Source organism: Burkholderia sp. MR1-5-21 (assembly GCF_053427715.1).
Genome location: NZ_JBSAXD010000005.1, coordinates 239,921 through 260,849, shown reverse-complemented (window position 1 = coordinate 260,849; position 20,929 = coordinate 239,921). Strand labels below are relative to the sequence as shown.

Below are 20,929 nucleotides of genomic sequence, written 5' to 3'. Positions count from 1 at the left end.
AAAACCATCATGACAACCATTCCAGTGAGCAAGTTGGGCGTCATCCTCGCGTTGTGCGCGAGCTTCACCGCAACGTACGCACATGCCGAAGGTCCGGTGGACTGCGGGAAACTCGACGAAGCAGCCAGCGGCCCTGACTACAACTTCAGACCGCCGCTTTCCGCGACCGTCATCGGGTCGGGGCGCGCCTATTTCTATTCGGCGCCCGCCGCCCAATGCATGACCAAACGCACCTTCATCATTCCCGGCGACTCGGTGACCGTCTACAAGCCGTACAAGAAGTGGATGCTGATCATGTACGTGAACGGCAAGACAGGCGAGGATTTCCAAGGGTGGATCGAGGAAAGCCGTCTGGACCTGGGCGGCCACCTGGGCGGGAATCAATAGCCGATTCGATAAACGATCGCGCCCGGATCGCCGGCCGCCCATTCGTCGAATCCCTGCCGGGTATCGGCGATTGTCACGTCGACCTGCAGCAGTGCGCCGCGCGCATCGATGCGTCGCGCACGGAAGTAGTGGCGGTAGCGCAGCGCGGCGGCCGCAACGGGCGGCGCGACCCGCGTGTTCCACGATTCGATCGCGAAGCCGTTCGCTTCGAGCCATTGCAGCAGCCGTGATACGTCGGCATCGTCGGGCGGCACGACGAGGTCGACGTCGTTCAGCGGCGTGCCGGCGTTTGCACGCGTGTCCGTATCTGCGTTCGTGTCCGCCGCGAGCAAGCGTGCGAAGCCGCCGATCACCGCGAACGAGAAGCCGTCGCGCGTCAGCGCCGCAACGAGCGCGCGCGCTGCGTCGGCGTCGCTCGCGAGCGGCGCCTTCCGGCAGACGAGCGCGTATTCGTGCGTGCGATCGGTCGCCCCGGCACCATGCGGCGCGGGGCCGGCTGCGCTTTCGTAGACGAGCACGCGCTCCTCGTGCAACTCGAAGCGTTCGCCGAGCAACCGCGCGACGTCCCACGCGAGCGGCACGAAGCGCCCGCCGAGGCGCAGGTTCTGCGCCATCGCGATGCACCAGCCGCCCGGCTCCAGCAGCGCATGCACGCCGGCGAACACGTTGCGCATCCGTTCGAGATACGGCGCGTAGTGCGGAACGCCGTATAGCTGCCCGTCGGCCGACTTGCCCGGCAGCTCGTTGCAGCCGAAGTACGGCACGCTCGTCAGGCACAGCGTGAACGGGCCGCCCGCGTCGCGCGCGGCCGCTTGCGTCGCGTCGGTCGACAGGTCGCCTGCGAGCACCGGATGACGATCGGCCGCCGCGCCGGCGCGCGCGAGCCGTTCGCGCGAGAACGCCGCGCGCTCCGGATCGATCTCGACGCCCAGCGCCGGCACGCCGCATTGCGCGGCGGCGACGAGCGTCGTGCCGAAGCCGCAGAACGGATCGACGATCCAGCCGCCCGGCGTGGCGTGGCTGCGGATGAACGGCGTCATCTGCTCGACCCAGCCGCAATCGCGTGCGGCGAACGAATCCCGCGCGCGCACGTCGGCGGGCAGGGTGGTATCGGCCGCTTCCCCGGTCAGGCGCAGCCAGCTAGTCACAGCGTGCATCGTCGCTCCACAGTATGTCGCGCGCAGGCTGCCAGCCCGCGCAAAGATTGCCGTTCGGATGAAACACGAGCTTGTACACCGCGTCGCGCAGCTCATGCTCGCGCATCGCGCCGTAGTCCGATGTCTCGAACACGACTTCGAGACCGTCTCGGTGCGCCCAGCGCGCATTCCAGAAGTAGTAGCCGCCCGTCAGCGCGATCGGTTCGCAGCGTGCGGAGAATGCCGGGTCCGCGACGCAGTCGAGCAGCAACGCGTCGATCGCGATTCGCGCTTCGTCGATATGACGACGCGTCGCATTGCGACGGTACGCGTCGGGCAGCATCGAGAACTCGCGGAAGATCACCGCGGCGGCGCCGAGCGCGCGTGCGCGGTCCACATAACGAAGCACATCGGCCGGCGTTTCGATGCCGCCGCGCTGCACGATGCAGACGAGCTTGACCGGGAAGCGCGCGCGCGCGGCGCCGAACGCCGTCTCGAACGCCGCTTGCCGCATGACCGGCTGGCCCGCACGAAAGCGCATGATCGACTGGTTCACGTCGTCGCGATCGTGGTGGCGCGACCATTCGAGCCATGACAGGCCGAAGCCGGCCAGCGCGGGCAGCAGCGCGTCGCCGTGCTCGACGAGGCCCGCGCCGTTCGTGTACAGCACGCTGCCGCCGACGTTCGGGGCGTCGGCGCCAGCCCCGCCCAGCGTCGCAAGCAGCGACAGCAGCCACGCCGGATCGTCGGTGCTTTCGAGTCCCGACAGCGAATACGACAGCGGCACGCCGCGCAATGCACGCAGCGCGCGGCCGAGCACGTCGAAATAGTCGGCGCGCGGGCGCAGGCTCGCGGCCATCGGGCCGGACGCGGTGGTGTCGACGAGCGTTTCGGAGCAGAACCGGCAGCGTGCGGAGCAGGGTTGCGCGGCCGCGTATGGCGTGAACGTCAGCGGTTGCGCGAAGCGGAGCGCGCGGCCGCCGAGCGTGTGCGCGTGCCAGCGCGTGCGGTCGTCGGCGGGCGGCTCGCGCAGCGCGAGCCATGCAAACCGCTCGGCAAGCGTGCCGAACGCGCGGCTGCGCGCGACGAGCGGCGCGACGCCGTTCGCGTTGGCGAGCGGCACGAGCGGGATTCTTGTTGTCTTGCGCGCGGGATTCATCCCGGTCGCGTCCGGCTGGCCGGGCGCTTGGAAAGCATCTGGGTGCATCGTCATCGTCGTTGTTCTTGTCGTCGATCCCGCCGCCACGGCCTGTGGCGGGCCGCTTGCGGCGACCTGCTGAATCCGGCGGGATGCGATATCTGGAGACATCGTAAATGCGCGGCTGTCAGCCGCGGATCGCCGATATGTTAGCGGAATCCGGGCGGGGGGCCGTCGCGGCGGGGCCGCGATTGTTCGCGTTTGAACAACGGAGATTTCGTCCGGGCCTCATTGATGTTCATGGTGCCGCGCGTAATCTTCAAGGCAGGAAGGAATGAACTCCGCAGAACGCGAGTTATTCGGTTATCAGGTAAGGAGGTTGAGATGGACATCCTGAATCTCGCCCGGCAATCCGGCATGACGATCGTGCTCGACGCACGCATCGGCCAGCAGGAATACCAGTCGGTGTACAGCAGTATTGCGGCTCTGGAGCGATTCGCAGAGCTGATTGAAGCGGCACGGCAAACCGAAGCTGCGCAGCGCAGCTGAATCGCATCGTCAGCCACACAGTTCGAGGTCATGCAATGAAAGACGACGTTCGGGATTTTCTTCAGATGGAAACGGAAGGCGGCGCGGGTGTCGCGGCCGATGGTGGAGCGGCAGGTGTCGTGCGCCGGGTGGCGTCGTCACCCAATTGGGCGTGGGCAGCTCAAAGCGGTTCATATGACTGGATGAATTCGGCGGGACCGTTCTCGTTCGACAGCGGTTCCGAGTAATCCCCGCCTGCGTCCTGCGTTCGTCTTCGCCGTGGGTCTTCGGCGTCAGCCCTTCCTCATTCAACGTTTCGAGCAGGATCTCGCCCCTTCGGCATTCGCCGCGTGAATGCCGGCCAGGCTGGTCAAATCGAACACGTCCATCAACTCGGCGCGACTTGCGCTGAGATCCGATTCCTTTCATTTCCATCGCAACGCCTGCGTTGAACACGTGCGTCGACGACGCAGTCGTCTGCTGACGCCTCACGGGCGTCCGTCCGTCCACGAAGTGCGGGCGCTCGTCGATTCCGCGGCCACCGGCTTGCGCGGATTTCCGACGGGGATTGAACCGGGTCGCGGAAGGATGTCTTGCGTATTGCGAGGATTCTCTCTATTTCCGGATCAATCTAGACTTTCTCCCATGATGACGAGCGCCTGCTTGGCGCTCGTTCAGCGGATGGAGATCACCATGCAGCAAGCGATCCTGAATCGGCCCCGAGCGCCCGCGTTCAACGTGTGGCGGGGCACGGTGGCCGGCGCGAGCGCGAGCCTCATCGGCATCGGGCTCGTGTGCTTCGCCTACACGCCGCTCCTGCCGGCAATCATCGGCGCACACTGGTTTCCGGCGTCGACGGCCGCGTATCCCGGCGCGGCAAACCTTGGCGGCTATCTCGCCGGCGCGCTGCTCGCGGGATCGCTCGCGCTGACGGTCGATCTGTTCGCGACGAAGGCGAGGACGCAATGAGCACCGTCGTCCGATCCGCTTCCGGCTCATTCACCCGGCCCGCCGCAGCCGGCTATGCGGAGCGCAATGCACGTCACTGGCGGCCCAATCTCGCGGTCTGCGTGTTCGGTTCGTTCACGACGCTGGTCAGCCTGAGCATGCTGCTGCCGTTCCTGCCGCTGTATGTTCGGCAGCTCGGCGTCGATTCGCAGGCGGCCGTGATCCAGTGGTCGGGCGTCGCGTTCAGCGCGACGTTCCTCGGTACCGCGGTGACCGCACCCCTGTGGGGGCGCCTCGCGGACCGCTTCGGCCGCAAGCCGATGCTCGTGCGCGCCGCGGTCGGGATGGCGATCGTGATGTCGCTGATCGGCGTCGCGCACAACGTCTACGAACTCGTCGCACTGCGTCTCGTTGCCGGCCTCGTCGGCGGATACGCGTCGGCGTCCACGGTGATGGTCGGCACGCAGGCGCCGCGCGATCGCGCGGGCTGGGCGCTGGGCATCCTGTCGACCGGCGCGCTCGCCGGCAATCTGGTCGGGCCGCTGGTGGGCGGGCTGCTGCCCGAGTGGCTCGGCATTCGCGGCACGTTCTTCGCCGGCGGCGCGATGATCGCATTCGCGGCGCTGCTGACGATCTTTGTCGTGAAGGAAGATTTCCACCCGGCCACCGACGCGCGGCGCAACACGGCCGGCCCGGCCGCGGACGCTGCGCGCCGCACCCCGTTCGCCATCGTGGCCGCGTTGCTCGTGACCGCGATGATGGTGCTGCTCGCGAACATGTCGATCGAGCCGATCATTACGGTCTACATCGGCGGTCTCGGCGTCGGCGCAGCCCACCTCGCGCGCGTCGCGGGCGTGGTGATGGCGTGTTCGGCGCTCGGCAGCATGCTGACGGCGGCGCGGCTCGGCGCGCTGGCGGACCGCATCGGCAGCTGGAACGTGATCGTCGGCTGCCTGCTGCTGACCGCGCTCGCGATGCTGCCGCAGGCGTTCGTCACGCACTGGTGGCAGCTCGCGGCGTTGCGCGTGCTGATGGGGATGACGCTCGCCGGGCTGCTGCCGTCGATCGGCAAGCTCGTCAGGCAGTCGGTCGACGAACGTGCGACGGGACAGATGCTCGGTTACCTGCAGTCGGCGCAATTCAGCGGACAGGTGATCGGGCCGGTGATCGGCGGTCAGATCGGTGTGAGCCTCGGTTTGCATTCGGTGTTCTTCGTGACGGGCGCGTTGCTGGCTGCTTGCGCGGGGATGGTTCACTGGGCGCGCGGACGGTAGTCGGTTGGGCGTGGGCAGACGTCGTCCGCGCGGGAAACGACTGGCGTAGCATGTGCGCAGACCCGACAGGCGGGAAAGGGCAGGCGGGCGCAACGCAGCGTGATTTCGACGCGGGATCGTGCCGTGTTCGTCCATTCGATTGCGTGAGCGCGTCAATGACGAGATTCGGTTTCGTAACAGGAGCAAATGACATGGACAATCCTTCCGACAGCCGTACCCTGCTGCACAAGCTCGGCATCCGGGCGCCGATCATCCAGGCGCCGATGGCGGGTGTCAGCACGCCGGCGCTCGCGGCCGCGGTGTCGAATGCGGGCGGGCTCGGCTCGCTCGGTGTCGGCGCGACGAACGCCGAAGGCGCCCGCAAGATGATCCGCGACACGCGTGCGCTCACCGATCGGCCTTTCAATATCAACGTGTTTTGCCACCAGCCGGCGACGCCGAACGCGGCGGTCGAGCGCGCATGGCTCGACTGGCTCGCGCCGGAATTCGCGAAGTACGGCGCGACGCCGCCTGGTGCGTTGTCGGAGATCTACACGAGCTTTGTCGCTGATCCGGCAATGCAGACGATGCTCGTCGACGAAAGGCCGGCGGTCGTCAGCTTCCATTTCGGGCTGCCTTCCGCTGACGTGATTGCCGCGTTGAAGCGCGCCGGCATCACGCTGTTCGCGAGTGCGACGAACGTCGACGAGGCGCAGCAGGTCGCTGCGGCGGGCGTCGACGCGATCGTCGCGCAAGGGATCGAGGCCGGCGGGCATCGCGGCGTGTTCGACTCGACCGCGACCGACGATCGCCTCGGCACGTTCGCGCTGACGCGTCTGCTTGCCTGCGAATTCGCGCTGCCCGTGATCGCCGCGGGCGGCATCATGGACGGCGCGGGAATCGCGGCGGCGCTCGCGCTCGGCGCGCAGGCCGCGCAGCTCGGCACCGCGTTCGTCGCGTGCGCGGAAACGTCGATCGATGAAGGCTATCGTCGCGCGTTGCTGGGCGACGCGGCGCGTCGCACGACGTTGACGTCGGCGATTTCAGGGCGGGTCGCGCGGAGCATGGTGAACCGCCTGACGGCACTCGGCGATGACGCGCATGCACCGGCGACACCGGATTACCCGATCGCGTATGACGCAGGCAAGGCGCTGCATGCGGCTGCGAAGGCGAAGGGGGAGTTCGGTTACGCTGCGCAGTGGGCAGGGCAGGCGGCGCGGCTCGCGCGGGCGTTGCCGGCTGCCGAGCTGTTCGCGCAGCTGGAACGCGAAACGCGGGAGGCGATCGGGAAGCTGCAGACGGACTGGAAGTGACGCTTCATGGCCGGGAAGCGTCACCGTCGTATAGAATGGTCCGCTTTGCCCGTACTCCCATGTGGTTCAAAAATCTTCAGATTCATCGTCTTCCGGCACCTTGGGCCGTTACCCCCGATCAGATGGAAAAATGGCTGGCGCCCCACGCGTTTCAGCCGGGCAACAGCTTCGAGATGCAGAGCCATGGATGGGCATCGCCGCGTGACGACGGCGCGCTCGTGTATTCGATCAACCGGCAGATGCTGCTGGTGTTTCGTGCCGAAAAAAAGCTGCTCCCGGCGTCGGTCGTCAATCAGGTGACCAAGGCCCGCGCGCTTGAAGTCGAAGAGCAGCAGGGCTACAAGCCGGGGCGAAAACAGATGCGCGAACTCAAGGAGCAGGTTACCGACGAACTGCTGCCGCGCGCGTTCACCATTCGCCGCGATACCCGCGTGTGGATCGATACGGCGAACGGCTGGCTCGTCATCGATGCGGCTGCACAGGCGCTTGCCGACGACGTTCTCGGCCTGCTCGTGAAATCGATCGATCAGTTGCCGCTCGCCGGCATTCGCGTGGCGCTTTCGCCGGTCGCCGCGATGACGGATTGGCTGCTGTCCGGCGAGGCGCCGGGCGGATTCACCGTGGACCAGGACGCCGAGCTGCGCTCGAGCGGCGAGGGCGGCGCGACGGTGCGATACGTCGGCCACGCGCTGGAGGCGGACGACATGCGCCGGCACATCGAGGCCGGCAAACAATGCATGCGCCTCGCGATGACCTGGGATGACCGGATCTCCTTCGTGCTGACGCCGTCGCTGACGATCAAGCGCGTCACGCCGCTCGACGTGATCAAGGAGGCAGCGGATCCCACCGCGCAGAACGACGATGAACGCTTCGACTCGGACGTCACGCTGATGACGGGTGAATTGGGACGGATGTTGACCGATCTTGTCGAAATCCTGGGCGGCGACCAGAACGATGCGATTCATCAGGCGGCGGCAGCCTGAACGCCGTCGGCTGTCGAGGATCATCTTCCCGCGATGGAGAGGTTTTGCGCCGCGGCGACAGTTCGAAGCGGACCGTCGCCGCGCTGGCGGCGATGAATGTCGCGCGCGGCCGCCCCGGATACAGATGAAACGTGTTGGCCGCGCGCATCAAGCGGGACCTGGCAGCCTAAAGGTGTGACGGGTCGTAACCTGGCTTTCGATACAGCGTGTCCCACTTGTCGCGGATGTCGGGTTCATAGACATCCCTGACCCAGGCAGAGGGCGGTACGACCTCGATTCCCACGGAAACGGACTCCTGTCCGTATCCAAGGATACTGGTCACGGCCTTCGTGATCTCGTCGGAAAGCTGCTGCTTTTGCTGCTCCGACTTGCCTGGCCATAACTTCACGATGACGTGCGGCATCGTCGGCTCCCGTTAGCGTGCCGCTGCCGAGTGCGGATACTGCTCGGCGCTGACGTGTTCGAGCCAGTCGACGGCCTTGCCGTCGAGCGCTTCCTGGATGGCGATATGCGTCATGGACGTGTCGGTGGACGCGCCATGCCAGTGTTTTGTGCCTGCGGGAATCCACACCACGTCGCCCGGACGGATCGTTTCGAGCGGACCACCCCAACGCTGCACAAAGCCGCAGCCGGCTGTAACGATCAGCGTCTGACCGAGCGGGTGTTCGTGCCATGCGGTCCGCGCACCCGGTTCGAAAGTGACGCTGCCGCCGGAGGCGCGCGTCGTGTCGTTGGGTTGAAACATCATGTCCACGCGAACGCTGCCCGTGAACCAATCGGCAGGACCCTTGGCGGAAGGAACGCTTCCGCAACGCCTGACTTCGATTTCCATTTCCCGACTCCTGTTTCGATGTTCGCTCGTGGCGTCTGGATGCGCCACGAAGCCGATGGATGAACTTTATCGATCGCTCGGTTCCACCGGTAGCTGCTAGACTTGGCAAACAGTTATGAGCCAGATTCATAATGCCGAACATTGATCTGAACGTCCTGCGGGCATTTTTTGTTGTCGCGCGCGAGCGCAGCTTCACCCGCGCGGCGGCGCAGCTTGGCGTGTCGCAATCGGCGTTGAGTCATTCGATGCGCGGTCTGGAAGAGAAAATAGGGTTGCGATTGCTGACCCGGACCACCCGAGGCGTTTCGGCTACCGAAGCAGGTGAACGTTTGTTGTCGAACGTCGGCCCCTACTATGAGGGGATCGAGGCGGAGCTGGAGTCGCTGAGCGCGTTGCGGGAGAAGCCAGCGGGCCTTATCCGCATTTCGGCTCACGATCACGCGGCCGATACGATTCTCTGGCCGAAGCTGAAGGCGGTGCTGCGAAGTTATCCCGACATCTCGGTCGAAATAAACATCAACTACGGGATGGTCGATATCGTCGGCGAACGGTTCGACGCCGGTGTGCGCAGCGGGGACTTGATCGCACAAGACATGATTGCCGTACGTATCGGTCCAGACTTCAAAATGGCGGTCGTCGGTTCACCGGACTACTTGATGTCGAATGGGCGTCCGGTCACGCCGCATGATCTGGCGGCCCATAACTGCATCAACCTTCGTCTCCCGACGCGTGGCGGGTTGTACGCCTGGGAATTTGCCAGGAAGCGCGAAGCATTGCACGTGAACGTGCACGGTCAATTTATCTTCAATACGACGCCTCAGATGCTCGACGCTGCGCTGGCGGGATACGGACTTGCCTACGTGCCGTACGATCTGGCCGCTCCGCATCTGGCCGAGCGTCGGCTGGCGAGCGTTCTCGAAGAATGGTGCCCGACGGTGCCCGGCTATCATCTTTACTACGTGAGTCGGCGGCAGACATCGCCGGCGTTTGCAGTGATCGTCGACGCGCTTCGGTACCGTGGTTGATGGCGAACGGTCAGCCTGCTTCCTGGCTGCAACCTTCCGCGACCGCAATGAAACATCTCGCAGCCGCTCGTGTTGCGACCGTGGCGTATGGGGCAATATCAAGCCGAAGCGAATGACTCGCGTACGACCGGTGGATAATGACAGGAACGACGACTCGTCTCACGTTTTGTATGATGAATCGCGCTAGCCCGGCGGACGGCAGCCGGGGAGGGCTATCGGAAAAACCGGTTGGCCGACTTCCTCAAGCCGTCGGTTGCCTTGTGAACCCGTTCGACGTCCGGAACGCTGTGGATGTCGCATCGTGGCGAGCAGCTTTTGAGAACGTTGAAACCACGCCTCGTTAACTGACATGCGGTCAATGGAGCTATCACTCCGCTATTTGGGCGTTTTGGGAATCTGCGCTTTGTTCGCTGCTTGCGGACAGATTGCGCCCGAACATGCTGCGTGTCGAGGTGATTCCTGTCGCATGCGACACGAGATGGTGCAATCCGGCGAGGCATCATGGTATTCGGCAACGTTCCAGGGGCATCTGACCGCAAACGGAGAACGCTATGATGGCGGCGCATTGACGGCTGCCCATCGAACATTGCCGCTCGGCAGCTATGTGCGCGTCAGTTCATTGGCAACAGGAAAGTCGGTTGTCGTGCGCATCAACGATCGCGGACCCTACATCAGGAAGCGAATTATCGATCTCTCTTACGCCGCGGCGAAGGCCTTGGGATTGACGGGCGCACGGTCGATGCAAGTACGGATCGAACGTGTGGAGAGCACGGCGAACCCACAGACGGAGTCGGACGGCAGCGGAATCCTGACGACGGGAAAGTGAATTCCGCTGTCGACCCATTGGAGCGGCTCAGTCGGAGTTCGCGACCGTCCGCTCCCCAGCTTGCACGCGACTGTCGGGAATCACTGCAACGCTCCGCTCAGCGACCGTTGCGTATGGCCTGGGCGCCTCACTGACGGCATGCCGCAACGGTTGCGAGCGAAACGTATGCCTTCCCTCCGGTCAGCAGAATGCGGTGCAGCCTTGAGCCGTTACCAGTGCCAGACCTGATCGAAGCGGTCGAACAGGGCAGGGATCTCGGCACGCTCGAGCAGCGTCAGGCCGCCGATCACATCTTCCTGTGTCAGTCCACAGTCGCGCATGTCCTCGGTGACCGCATACACGGCAACGCCAACGCCGATCATTTTGTCCAGATCCTTATCGAGCGCCGGCGGATGGACCTGCCGGCGCGTGCCGAAGGCGAGGCCGGTGGCATCCTGCCCGCGCGCTGCATAGTTCACGGCGCTTCCGTACAGCAGCAGGCTGATGTCCGCGCCGGCGTTTTTCAGCACATGGTTCAGCCACAGGATGGTGTCATCCTGTTCTTCCAGGGTAGCCCGGTACGCTGTCTCAACAATGCTCAGGATTTTCATGGCGCGGCTCCTATTTCGTCGGGATTACCAGCACAGCGTTGCTCTGGATCGCGGATTCGAGAAAATCCTTCGGGCTGCCTCGGCGGGGACCCTCAATCCAGTCGCCCGCGCCGCGTTCGTCCACACACAGGCCGCAGTTGATCCAATCGAGCTTGACACCCTGCTGGGCGGCGAGTTGAAACAAGGCTGCCACCCAGTCCCTGGTTGTCGGGTGATCCTCCTCCTCCACGGATGTGCCCTTGACGGGATTGGCATGTGGGGCTTGCGCCTTCATGGTCAGATTGACTGCGCCTTCGTAGGCGAACACCGTTACGTCGTGCCCCCGTCGCAGTGCCGCATCCACCATGCGCAGCGCCGTCGTGCTCGCTGCCTTCTCATACGGGGGATCCATCAGTGCCAGGGTCAATTTCATACCGGTAGCCATCTCGTTCTCCCTAATTCAATGCCAAACGGCCTTGGTCCCAGCCACAAAGAGAAGATCCACGAGCTGTCCGATGTCCGCTTTCTGGACACCTTCCGCCAGCCGTTCGATCGCCCGTTCGCGCAGGGAGAATTCGTCGGCAAGGACGGTGATGCCGCTGCGCGTCAGATCCGCATATCGCTCGCTGAATTTCGCCCCGGGGCGAGTGGAAAGCACGCCGTTCTGAACCAGGAACAGCGTGACCGTGTTGCCCCTCTGGCGTACGCCCCTGACCAGTTCCTCGACGTGCTGGGTATCCCCAGCACCATATGGACCGCGCGATTCTACGAACAGATAATTTGCCATCTCAGCCTCCAGCCCGAAGCAGCGGTTCCCACCGATTTGTTGCCCCCTGCGTCGCGCCCGTCGCAACGGGCACTCGACTCGCCGTGCGGCGCGTGGGCCGCGCACAGCTCATGAATTGGGTATAGCAGAACGGACAGATAGTCCAAGTAACTCCACGTGTCGTAGCTCGGGAAGGCTTATCCGTGTTGTTTCGCCGTGGTTGAAGCGCTGCAGAAGCTGGCAGCTTCCCCGGAGTGTTATGGCCGGTACGGGCCGAGGAGCGGACATTCCCCGGCAGGCGCGAACGTCTGTTCCTGGCCGAACGCCGAAGCGCGAAACTGGTCGACGGTCGCGCACGCTGGCGCCCGCCGCCGAACTTCGGCTGTCGAGCCGTTTCGGTCCTTCGACGCCACGAGGTGCGAACGGCAGGTTTCAAAGTGAAGCGGTCCGCCCTTCACCTGACGCACCGGCAGGCCGTCGACCCAATGGCTGGCATTGCATATCGCCGACAGCCGGACATTCGCCAGACTAATAATGGCCGTAGAACTATTCACTAGAGCGTCTATAAATCAAGCAGTGTTTCCGCAAGGGGCGGCCATGTCGGACGAGCAACGCTCGGCATTCGAGCAGGCTTACGCTTTAGCGATTGCTTTTCACGCGTCCCGCGCAACCCGAAGCCCTGCTGCGACCGCCAGCTTCGATGAATTGTGGGAGGCACTGTACGTGCCAACGCCTGACGATGGCATGGCAGGATCCGAAGTGATCAAGCAACTGGCCGCGGGTGCAGACGCCGGCCTCATGGGGGAGGCAGGGCCTCGGTTCTTTGCCAAGGTCATAGGCGGCTCGCATCCGGTCGGGGTCGCGGCCGACTGGCTGACCAGCATGTGGGGGCAAAACAGCGGGAGCTATCTTGGATCGCCGGCAAATGCAGTCGTTGAGCAAATCACGGGTGAATGGCTGCTGGACTTGCTGTCGTTGCCCGCGTCCTGCTCGATAGGCTTCACGACGGGCGCGACGATGGCATCGTTCGTCTGCCTCGCGGCGGCGAGAAGCAAGGTGCTGCGACAGATCGGTTGGAACGCCGATGCCGACGGATTATTTGGTGCGCCTGCAATCAACGTGTGTGTCGGCCACGACGCACATGTCGCGATCTTTGCCGCTTTGCGTTATCTCGGACTTGGCCACGATCGCGTCATTCGAATTGAGACCGATGATGCGGGACGCATGCAGGTTGCCGCATTGTCCAGCGCTTTGGCATCCTGTGACGGGCCGCTGATCGTGGTCGCTCAGGCCGGCCAAATCAACACAGGCGCGTTCGATTCATTTCAGGAGATCGTGGACGTCGTGCATGGCCATGGCGGCTGGCTTCATGTCGATGGTGCGTTTGGTTTGTGGGCGCGAGCCTGTCCGACATTCATCCATTTGACCGCGGGCGTTGAGCAAGCCGACTCCTGGGCCACTGACGGCCACAAGTGGTTGCAAACGCCATACGATTGTGGCTACGCCATCGTCCGTGACCCGGAGGCGCATCGGCACGCGATGGCATACGAAGCGAGCTACCTGCCCGCCGCGGGCAAGGAATGCCGGGAGCCATTTCACTACGTGCCCGAACTCTCGAGGCGCGCGCGTGGCTTCGCGACGTGGGCGCTTATCCGCACACTCGGACGGAGCGGCATTGCGGCGATGATTGAACGACATTGTCGTCTCGCACGGCGCATGGCAGATCGACTCGGATCTGAAGCGGGCGTCGAGATCCTCAATCACGTGGAACTGAACCAGTTTGTCGTGCAGTTCGGCATCGGAGAACCGCCTGAGCACCGGGATCAGGTAACCATGGCCACCATCAAAAGAATCCAGGCAGCGGGAACCTGCTACGTCGCCGAAGCCACTTGGCACGGCCGGCTCGTTATGCGATTTTCTGTCATTTCCTGGGCGACGACGGAAGAGGATATCGATCGATCAGCCGATTCGATCATAGCGGCCTGGCGAGAGGTCCGTGCCGAAAACGGCAAAGCGAATGCTCGCACTTCGTAAGCCGCGATTTTTCATTTCGATGGCGGACTTTCAAGACTGCGAATGATCCGCAATGCGTCGCTCAGGGCCGATAAGCGATGGCCTCGATTTCTATTCGGCTGCCGACCATGTTCGTCGCCTGCAATGTCGAACGCGACGGCTTGTTCCGGGGAAAGAACTCTGCGTAGACGCGATTGAATTCATCGAAGTCGCGAGCGTCTTCAAGCCAGACGGTGATTTTCACGACGTTCTCGAGCGTACAACCCGCAAGCGCGAGTACCTGAGCGACGTTCTTCAATGTCCGGCGCGTCTGCGCTTCGATCCCGCCAGCGACGATGGTGCCGTCTTCGTCTCTGGCGACCTGACCGGACACGAACACCAGATCGCCGGCCTTGGTCGCCAGCGAGCGCGGCAGGTTTCGGGTAGCCGGATTGCTCTCCGCAAAGTATTCGATCGACATTTGTGTCACCCCCAACCGGCGCGCCCCTTCGACCGACGACGATCACGGAACGCATTGCGCGCTCGAAACGAAACAACAGACACCAAGCACCCGGACAATGCGGGAATCGCACGTGCGACAAACGCGTGATGTGGCTATCGGCTCCACAGGACAGCGTGCGTCTGCCTTTTGGGGAACGGGGGAAGGCAATGGCCAAGGTATTGAAGCCGGTCCCGGTTGGATTCCTGGCCTACACGTCAGGCAGATTCGGGCACGCACGAATCGCACCATGGCCCTTCTGTCACGGATTCCGGAATGCCGCCCGCGAGCGCGCGCGAAAAGCGTTTCAGCGGAGAAACGCGTCGACAGGGACGCACATGTTCAGTGCGTGATGTGTGGCCGCCGACTGGAGCCGAATTGGATTCGACGGACAATCGGAATGTCCGGGCGTCGGATTCGTCTGCTGTTAGCCAAACGGATGCTTCCAACGCGAAGCGATCAGTCGAATGTCTGATTGCCGGCAGAGGCGAATGCACCTTCCTGGCCGGCTCCTGCTTTCCGCGATCGGCCGTAGCCGACCCGAAGGGGACCGTCTCGTCATTGCGGCAAACGTCCGATGTCCCGCTCGAATCAGACGTGTCGCGGTCCGTGGATCGCTGCGCGATGACCGGCCATTCCATTGATACGCTGATCCCGAGCGGCAAAACGTTTTTACCACCTTTTTACTTGCGGCCGAATTCGGAGCCCACCTAGAATCGCACAACTCTCACAAAAGGGGCTTGCGCCTTGGACAGTTGCGGTAGTCGACCTTCGAACAGTTTCGCTGCCTGACCGTCAAGACGTCCGCGCTCTGATCTTTCCAGCCACCGTCTTGCCAGCAGGCAGACGGTGCGCGCCGTAGTCACTTTCTCCGTGCACCTTGAACAGCACTATACGGACGCCGCCTCTTGCGTGCGCCCGTGTGGCCCCGCGTTTGTTTGAATTCATTATCGAGCCGCCCGCTTCAGCAGGCGCTTGGTAGCGCTCGTGCGCGCTTCCGTCGAGTCGCGTCGGGCCGAACCCTCGGAGAAACATCGTGAACGTTTGCCTCTTTCTGTTCCGACTGCTTCACGTTCACGAATCGCACGCCGGATCCGGCGCATTGTCGTTACCACCTGCCTGCTGATCGCGCGAAGCTGATCGATTTCAGATGGTTATCAAACGTTTTATCAATAAGTAATCCTGTTTGTTTGAGAATACGCAAGCCGAATCGTCATGCGCAATGGCATATACATCACGCCAGAAGAAAGCGCACATTCCTCAACCCATGCTTTGGAATAACAGAAATGACAACCCCACCTCATGTTGCAACTCGGCAAAGCGCCGTAATCGATGACGCCCATGTAGGCGACATCACTGGCGCGCTTGGCACCATTGCTCAGCATGACACAGGCCCCCGCATCAATTGGTGGGCTCGCTTTCGCACGCTGATGGCGATCGTCGGCCCCGGCCTCATCGTGATGGTTGGCGATAACGACGCCGGCGCCTTCGGGACCTACACGCAAGCCGGGCAAAACTACGGGACCACGTTGTTGTGGACACTGCTTCTGCTAGTACCCGTGCTTTACGTCAATCAGGAAATGGTGCTGCGACTTGGCGCGGTAACCGGAGTCGGTCATGCACGTCTCATCTTCGAGCGCTTCGGCAAGTTCTGGGGAACATTCAGTATTGTCGACTTGTTCATCCTCAATGCACTGACGATGGTGACCGAGTTCATCGGCATCGTATTCGTGCTCGACTTCTTCGGCTTTTCCAAAGTTGCCGGGGTTTGCATTGCCGCCGCCTTGATCATGATCGCGGTCAGCACCGGCAGTTTCCGGCGCTTCGAACGATTCGCCGTCTTTCTGTGCGTACTGAGCTTGCTGATCGTGCCGCTGGTGGTCGCGATTCACCCGCCGCTCGGCCAGATGACGCGTGATTTTTTCGTCCCTAACTGGCCTGCCCATTCGAAGCTCAGTGATGTGATGCTGCTCGTCATCGGCCTCGTCGGCACGACGGTCGCGCCGTGGCAACTGTTTTTCCAGCAAAGCTATGTCGTCGACAAGCGCATTACGCCGCGCTTTATCAAGTACGAAAGGGCAGACCTGTGGATCGGCATCGTGGTCTTGATGATTGGTGCAGTGGCAATGGTCGCCATGGCGGCAGCGCTTTTCGCAGGGAAGCCCGAGTTCGGCAATTTTACCGACGCGGGCGGCGTCATCGCCGGACTGACCAAGTACGCGGGCTACACGGCAGCTGCGCTCTTCGCCATAGCACTGCTGGTTGGCTCTCTTATCGGCGCGGCGTCGGAGTCGCTGGCAGCCGCCTATGCAATCGGTGATGTGTTCAACATGCGTCACTCACTGCATCGCAATGTGACGGAAGCGAAGGGCTTTTATTTCGTGTACTTCGCCATCGTCGCGGTGTCCGCAGCGATCGTTCTGATTCCCGGAAGCCCGCTCGGACTCTTGACTTTGGCTGTGCAAACGCTCGCCGGGATCGTGCTTCCCAGCGCGACCGTCTTCTTGCTGCTGCTGTGCAACGACAAAGCTGTGCTCGGGCCGTGGGTCAACGGCAAGAAGCTGAACCTCTTTACCGGCGCCGTTATCTGGGTGCTCGTCATGCTGTCGATTATCTTGACTGCATCCATTGCGTATCCGGACATGAGCGGCGAGACGATTCTTTGGGTGCTGGGCAGCGGCACGCTGCTGGCTGTCGTCGGCTACGCCGCTTTCGTCGTGATACGCAAGCTTCGCGGCGAGCCAGCGGAAGCGGCGTCGCGGACTTACACCAGGGAAGAACGCGAGTCATGGCGCATGCCGCCATTGAATGAATTGCCGCCGCCGAACCTCACGCTTTCGAAGCGCGTATGGATGGGTGTACTTCGCTCCTATCTCATAGTGGCGGTGATCCTGTTCATCGTGAAGGTTGTGCAAATGACGTTCTTCAAATGAACCGACGTGCGCGCGCACGCCCTTGTGGCGTGGCGCGCACCTGTGTGATGCTCGCGCCCCCGGCGAGCATCGCACCCGATCAGGCTTCCGGAAGCAGGGGCTTCATGCGAAGAACGTCGGGAGCACCTCCAGCCAAGCCAGATGAAACCGAATCGAAAACCAAAAGGGAGATGGCTGATCCACTTCCCGCTTCGGTCATTCGGCGTGAGTTGCACCAGCGTCTCCTCCTGGCCGAATCCGGAAGCTCGCATTTGGTAGACAATCGCCCTCTGGCACTGCCCGCCCAACTCCCGCTGTCGACTGCGGATTCAACCGGTCGATGCAACGGATTGGTGAAATCGCTCCGCCGCTGGTCATCGGCTACGGGCTACTGAAGATCGGGGGGATCAACGGCACTGGCCTCCTGGCGTATGCCGTCGTGCTCAGTTTCACGCCGATCCTCTTCGCGGCCCTCAGGAGTCGGCTCATAATGCCTGAGTTGCTGCGGCCAGATCCCGCGCTGCAGGCCATCGTGTAGCAGCTTGGCCCCGAGCCCGTAGCACCTAACAGCACAATCGAGAGGGATGCGCGCAAGAGCAGCGCGTGTCCCTCATCGTGAACGTTAGATTGCTTGAACTCACATGGAGACGTGCATGCCGCAAACATACGTGAATGATGAGAACGGCTACCTCGGGTGGGTGCAAGCGCACCCGAACGGATACGTCGTAAACATCGACAATCCGCAGGTCACTCCGCAGTACCCCATGGTCCATGCAGCCTCTCACAGGTCGATTTCCAGCCCAGCTCGCACGAACTACACGACTGGGCGTTACTTCAAGGTCTGCTCCGAACAACTCGAAGAACTGGAAGCCTGGGCTCAGGGCAAGTATGGTCGTGCTCTTACGCGGTGCCGACAATGCATGTAGCGATTGCTGGATGTCACTTCAACGTTAAAAGTCCGCTTACGGAAAGCGTCTACTTCTGCTTTGGGTCGATCTGAGTCGGTCACCACAAGCCTGGTGACCGGCCGGATTCGGCCATGAAGCGTCGTTCGTCTGTATGGGCACCCGGACATTCGGGCGACTGCTTTGCACCGTTAATCGAACGTTCGATCAGCCATGTTGGACTTCGCTTGGTTGGCCAATATAGCTGCCACTTGCGATGGGCGGCTACCAGAGCCGTTCCCGACGGATCGGTGTCGAAGGGAATGGCCATTGCTCATCGCATAAGGCTGGGGATCCTAGCCACCTAATCCCATCGCCGCACTTTTTCGATTCACAAGGGATCGTTACTTCAGGAAGTTGAGCCAAGCAAACAGCCGGCAGTTCACGGGAGCGTGTCAAGATCACAGGGCAGCTTGAACTACGAATGCAGTTCCACGACGTCTGTATCGGCTACCGGATGATCGGCGCCCACCTGCTGGCCGCTGAACTGACCGCTCCCCCAAATGCGGGCGAACTTGAACGTGCGTGCGAGATCAGGATGCACCCGCAGGGCGACATCCAGCACGGTGTCGCCGCGGCGCATCGTAAAGGGCCGATTCCGGTCGACGGGTTTCCCGGGGGCCTTGGTGTAGACGCGCACGATGCCCAGAGCACTGAAGAGGAACGGCCCGATCTCGGCCAGTCCTCGTCCGCTGGTTGCCGAGGTTGCGAGCGCCGGAAAGCATACGCCGAGCAGGTCTTCGAGCACGTCCACGTCTTCCGGGTTGGCGAGGTCGGTCTTGTTGGCCAGCAGCAGCGCAGGGAGGTAAACACTGAACGGCTCAGCTGGCGCCAATTCCGCCGTCGCCGCGGGGCTGCTGGCCTGACCCGGCCAGCGCTCCGTCAGGATAATCTTTGCCTCGGCGAGCCGCCACAGAATCAGCGCCAACTGTTCTGTACAGTCTGGCGCGCTCAGATCGATCACGAGCAGTGCGCCGTCAGTCGACTGCAGTATGCTGGTGAGCCCAGGCTGCATGAATTCGACTGAGACAGGCGGCAGATCAACCAGCTGAAAAGAAATGTCCTCGAACTTCAACATGCCGGGAATCGGCAGCCTGGTCGGGTGGGGGTAGGGCCCGAGCTCGCTGTTTGATCCTGTCAGCCTCGCGTGCAGGCTGGATTTTCCCGCGCCGGGCGGGCCGATCAAACAGAGTTGGGCCGCGCCGTCGGGATGTACAGCATGTGACGGCCCTCGGTGAGCCGCCTTCCCGTGGCCCTCGGATTCCTGGGTGAGTTCCCTGATCCGCGACTTGATTTCGGCTTGCAGATGCTCCGTCCCCTTGTGCTTTGGGATGGCACGGAGCATCTCCTTCAGGCATTCGAGCTGCTCGCGTGGCTGGCGTGCCAGCCGATAGGCTTGTTCGGCCCGCTTGTACTCGGGAGAGAGGTTTGCTGGCATCGGTCTGTCAGCACAGAGGAGCATTCCGCGCCTACGGAGAAACACTTGCATGGCGTCAAGCGCTTCACTATTCTGCACGCTTTTTGTGGCTGCCACCGCACTGATGTGCCTGGCATTCACGGCGATCCGAGACCAGCTTATGCCCCCCCTGGCTGCGCCAAGGCTACGCCGTATTCCGCTTCAGCCACGCGCGTATCTGGCGGGGCAGGTTTTCCCGATTGCGAGGGGTGACTACCCAAAGGTCCGCCCCTCGCATACGCCTCTGCACGCCCTGACTTGCTCGATGAAACCGCCGCCATGCTGCGCGACTGTCGCGACCACCGGTTTCCCGGACGCGAGCAGGGCTCCAACGCGGGCGACAAAGATTGGGCAGAGGCATTCCATCCTGCCGACCTCGTCCACCAGGTAAGCATCCACGCCCGGGCTCAGCACTAGCGCGGATTCCGCAATCCTGCCGATCGCACCAACGTCCACGCCGTATTTGCCGACCCGGAGGGGCCCGCTAAAGTGGGTGTGCGCCATCACCTCCTCCTGGCCGTCGAAGGTGCTGATCCGAAAGCCGAGGCGCTCTCCGCCCGACGAGCGGATCTCAGCGGTGTAAAAGCCGCCCAGCCGCCAATCCTGCAAGGCTGCGGCGAGCCTGCAGATAACCGTGGTCTTGCCGGAGGCGGGCACGCCGGTCAGCAGCAAGACGCTGCTGCGCACCGCCTGCGCGCCACCTTCACGAACGCTTTGCCTTGTCTGGCCACTCACATGCTTCATAGAGCGCGCACCGCCCGCACTCGGGCTTCTTCGCGGTACAGGTCTCCCGGCCGTGGAGAATCAGCGCATTGGTGAACTGCGTCCATTGCGCACGGGGGACCTGTTTCATCAGCTGCCCTTCGACTTCGTCCGCATTGTCCGAGCTGGCAAGGCCCAGGCGGTTAGCGACCCGCAGCACATGCGTGTCGACTGCGATGCCCGGGGTGCCGAAAGCGTTGCCAAGCACCATGTTCGCAGTTTTTCTGCCGACTCCTGGCAGGGTGACGAGCTCGTCCAGCGTAGCCGGAACTTCTCCGCGAAAATCCTCGAGCAGTTTTCTGCAGCAGTTGATCACCCGTTTCGCCTTGTTCTTGTAGAAGCCGGTGGGCCGGATTTCCTCCTCGAACGCAGTGAGGTCTGCTTCGGCATAGTCGCGCACGTGGCGGTATTTCCTGAAGAGGATTCGGGTCACGTCGTTGACCCGGACATCGGTGCACTGGGCGGACAAGATCACCGCCACCAACAGCTCCAGCGGGCTGCTGAAATGCAGAGCCAGTTCGGGCTCGGGGTAGGTGCCGAACAACAGTCTGGTGATTCTGTTCGCGTTTGCCATGACCAGATCGTCGTCATATTGGTGCTGAGCGTTGCAATCTGCGCCCCAACAGCGCGTGCAACACAGCCAGGTCGAACGCTGACAGG

At 62.8% G+C, this 20,929-nt stretch carries 22 protein-coding genes and 1 pseudogene; 12 read left to right on the top strand and 11 right to left on the bottom strand.

Annotated features, from left to right (window positions below):
• Positions 1 to 9: 9 nt before the first annotated feature.
• Positions 10 to 387, top strand: a complete 378-nt coding sequence (locus tag ACV229_RS09700; protein ID WP_448082896.1) for a hypothetical protein — start codon at positions 10 to 12, stop codon at positions 385 to 387.
• On the opposite strand, the gene ACV229_RS09695 is transcribed toward ACV229_RS09700, so the two are convergent.
• Positions 381 to 1,544: a DNA methyltransferase gene (locus ACV229_RS09695; protein ID WP_448082895.1), complete on the bottom strand. Its 1,164-nt coding sequence runs from the start codon at positions 1,542 to 1,544 to the stop codon at positions 381 to 383. The genes ACV229_RS09700 and ACV229_RS09695 overlap by 7 nt on opposite strands.
• A complete protein-coding gene (locus ACV229_RS09690; RefSeq protein WP_448082894.1) occupies positions 1,528 to 2,736 on the bottom strand; it encodes a hypothetical protein in 1,209 nt (402 codons plus the stop codon). Before ACV229_RS09690 ends, ACV229_RS09695 begins: the two co-directional genes overlap by 17 nt.
• A gap of 309 nt (positions 2,737 to 3,045) precedes the next feature.
• Between ACV229_RS09690 and ACV229_RS09685 the strand changes: the two genes are divergently transcribed.
• From ACV229_RS09685 to ACV229_RS09660, 6 genes and pseudogenes are all read left to right on the top strand, one after another.
• On the top strand, positions 3,046 to 3,210 hold the full coding sequence (locus ACV229_RS09685; protein ID WP_448082893.1) for a hypothetical protein: 165 nt from the start codon (positions 3,046 to 3,048) through the stop codon (positions 3,208 to 3,210).
• Between the two features lie 35 nt (positions 3,211 to 3,245).
• Positions 3,246 to 3,437 (top strand): hypothetical protein, encoded by a 192-nt coding sequence (locus ACV229_RS09680; protein ID WP_448082892.1) that lies wholly within the window; start codon positions 3,246 to 3,248, stop codon positions 3,435 to 3,437.
• Between the two features lie 445 nt (positions 3,438 to 3,882).
• Positions 3,883 to 4,116, top strand: a pseudogene (locus ACV229_RS09675) (YbfB/YjiJ family MFS transporter); the annotation flags it as partial.
• Positions 4,117 to 4,154: 38 nt separating this feature from the next.
• Positions 4,155 to 5,411 carry an MFS transporter gene (locus ACV229_RS09670; protein WP_448082891.1) on the top strand — a complete coding sequence of 419 codons (1,257 nt, stop codon included), beginning with the start codon at positions 4,155 to 4,157 and terminating at the stop codon, positions 5,409 to 5,411.
• Positions 5,412 to 5,602: 191 nt separating this feature from the next.
• A complete protein-coding gene (locus ACV229_RS09665; protein ID WP_448082890.1) occupies positions 5,603 to 6,703 on the top strand; it encodes an NAD(P)H-dependent flavin oxidoreductase in 1,101 nt (366 codons plus the stop codon).
• 59 nt (positions 6,704 to 6,762) lie between these two features.
• Entirely contained in the window at positions 6,763 to 7,686 is a 924-nt protein-coding gene (locus ACV229_RS09660; RefSeq protein WP_448083010.1) for a recombination-associated protein RdgC, read from the top strand.
• Between the two features lie 166 nt (positions 7,687 to 7,852).
• Here the strand turns inward: ACV229_RS09660 and ACV229_RS09655 are convergent, their stop codons facing one another.
• Entirely contained in the window at positions 7,853 to 8,089 is a 237-nt protein-coding gene (locus ACV229_RS09655) for a tautomerase family protein (RefSeq protein ID WP_448082889.1), read from the bottom strand.
• A 12-nt stretch (positions 8,090 to 8,101) separates the two neighbouring features.
• Complete coding sequence (locus tag ACV229_RS09650) at positions 8,102 to 8,518, bottom strand: (R)-mandelonitrile lyase (RefSeq protein ID WP_448082888.1); 417 nt, start codon at positions 8,516 to 8,518, stop codon at positions 8,102 to 8,104.
• A gap of 131 nt (positions 8,519 to 8,649) precedes the next feature.
• On the opposite strand from ACV229_RS09650, the gene ACV229_RS09645 reads away from it, so the two are divergent.
• Both ACV229_RS09645 and ACV229_RS09640 read left to right on the top strand, forming a co-directional pair.
• Entirely contained in the window at positions 8,650 to 9,543 is an 894-nt protein-coding gene (locus ACV229_RS09645; RefSeq protein WP_448082887.1) for a LysR family transcriptional regulator, read from the top strand.
• A gap of 466 nt (positions 9,544 to 10,009) precedes the next feature.
• Positions 10,010 to 10,369, top strand: a complete 360-nt coding sequence (locus ACV229_RS09640; RefSeq protein ID WP_448082886.1) for a septal ring lytic transglycosylase RlpA family protein — start codon at positions 10,010 to 10,012, stop codon at positions 10,367 to 10,369.
• A gap of 209 nt (positions 10,370 to 10,578) precedes the next feature.
• On the opposite strand, the gene ACV229_RS09635 is transcribed toward ACV229_RS09640, so the two are convergent.
• From ACV229_RS09635 to ACV229_RS09625, 3 genes are read right to left on the bottom strand one after another with little or no spacing between them, the layout of a single operon-like run.
• On the bottom strand, positions 10,579 to 10,959 hold the full coding sequence (locus ACV229_RS09635) for a hypothetical protein (RefSeq protein ID WP_448082885.1): 381 nt from the start codon (positions 10,957 to 10,959) through the stop codon (positions 10,579 to 10,581).
• Between the two features lie 10 nt (positions 10,960 to 10,969).
• Positions 10,970 to 11,371, bottom strand: a complete 402-nt coding sequence (locus ACV229_RS09630; RefSeq protein ID WP_448082884.1) for a DsrE/DsrF/TusD sulfur relay family protein — start codon at positions 11,369 to 11,371, stop codon at positions 10,970 to 10,972.
• Positions 11,372 to 11,398: 27 nt separating this feature from the next.
• Positions 11,399 to 11,725, bottom strand: coding sequence for a sulfur reduction protein DsrE (locus ACV229_RS09625; protein ID WP_448082883.1), 327 nt, complete (start codon positions 11,723 to 11,725; stop codon positions 11,399 to 11,401).
• 576 nt (positions 11,726 to 12,301) lie between these two features.
• Here ACV229_RS09625 and ACV229_RS09620 point away from each other — a divergent pair.
• Complete coding sequence (locus ACV229_RS09620; protein ID WP_448082882.1) at positions 12,302 to 13,738, top strand: pyridoxal phosphate-dependent decarboxylase family protein; 1,437 nt, start codon at positions 12,302 to 12,304, stop codon at positions 13,736 to 13,738.
• A gap of 61 nt (positions 13,739 to 13,799) precedes the next feature.
• Here ACV229_RS09620 and ACV229_RS09615 read toward each other — a convergent pair whose 3' ends face one another.
• Positions 13,800 to 14,177, bottom strand: coding sequence for a RidA family protein (locus ACV229_RS09615; protein WP_448082881.1), 378 nt, complete (start codon positions 14,175 to 14,177; stop codon positions 13,800 to 13,802).
• 1,304 nt (positions 14,178 to 15,481) lie between these two features.
• On the opposite strand from ACV229_RS09615, the gene ACV229_RS09610 reads away from it, so the two are divergent.
• Complete coding sequence (locus ACV229_RS09610) at positions 15,482 to 17,128, top strand: NRAMP family divalent metal transporter (RefSeq protein WP_448082880.1); 1,647 nt, start codon at positions 15,482 to 15,484, stop codon at positions 17,126 to 17,128.
• A gap of 319 nt (positions 17,129 to 17,447) precedes the next feature.
• On the top strand, positions 17,448 to 17,645 hold the full coding sequence (locus ACV229_RS09605; RefSeq protein WP_448082879.1) for a hypothetical protein: 198 nt from the start codon (positions 17,448 to 17,450) through the stop codon (positions 17,643 to 17,645).
• Between the two features lie 824 nt (positions 17,646 to 18,469).
• Here the strand turns inward: ACV229_RS09605 and ACV229_RS09600 are convergent.
• The 3 genes from ACV229_RS09600 to nth all read right to left on the bottom strand — a co-directional run bounded on the left by ACV229_RS09600 (position 18,470) and on the right by nth (position 20,843).
• The gene (locus ACV229_RS09600; protein ID WP_448082878.1) at positions 18,470 to 19,489 is read right to left on the bottom strand and encodes a TGS domain-containing protein; all 1,020 of its coding nucleotides are present in this window, start codon (positions 19,487 to 19,489) and stop codon (positions 18,470 to 18,472) included.
• Positions 19,490 to 19,720: 231 nt separating this feature from the next.
• Entirely contained in the window at positions 19,721 to 20,251 is a 531-nt protein-coding gene (locus tag ACV229_RS09595; protein ID WP_448082877.1) for a nucleoside-triphosphatase, read from the bottom strand.
• Positions 20,211 to 20,843 (bottom strand): endonuclease III, encoded by a 633-nt coding sequence (gene nth / locus ACV229_RS09590; protein ID WP_448082876.1) that lies wholly within the window; start codon positions 20,841 to 20,843, stop codon positions 20,211 to 20,213. Before nth ends, ACV229_RS09595 begins: the two co-directional genes overlap by 41 nt.
• Positions 20,844 to 20,929 lie beyond the last annotated feature (86 nt).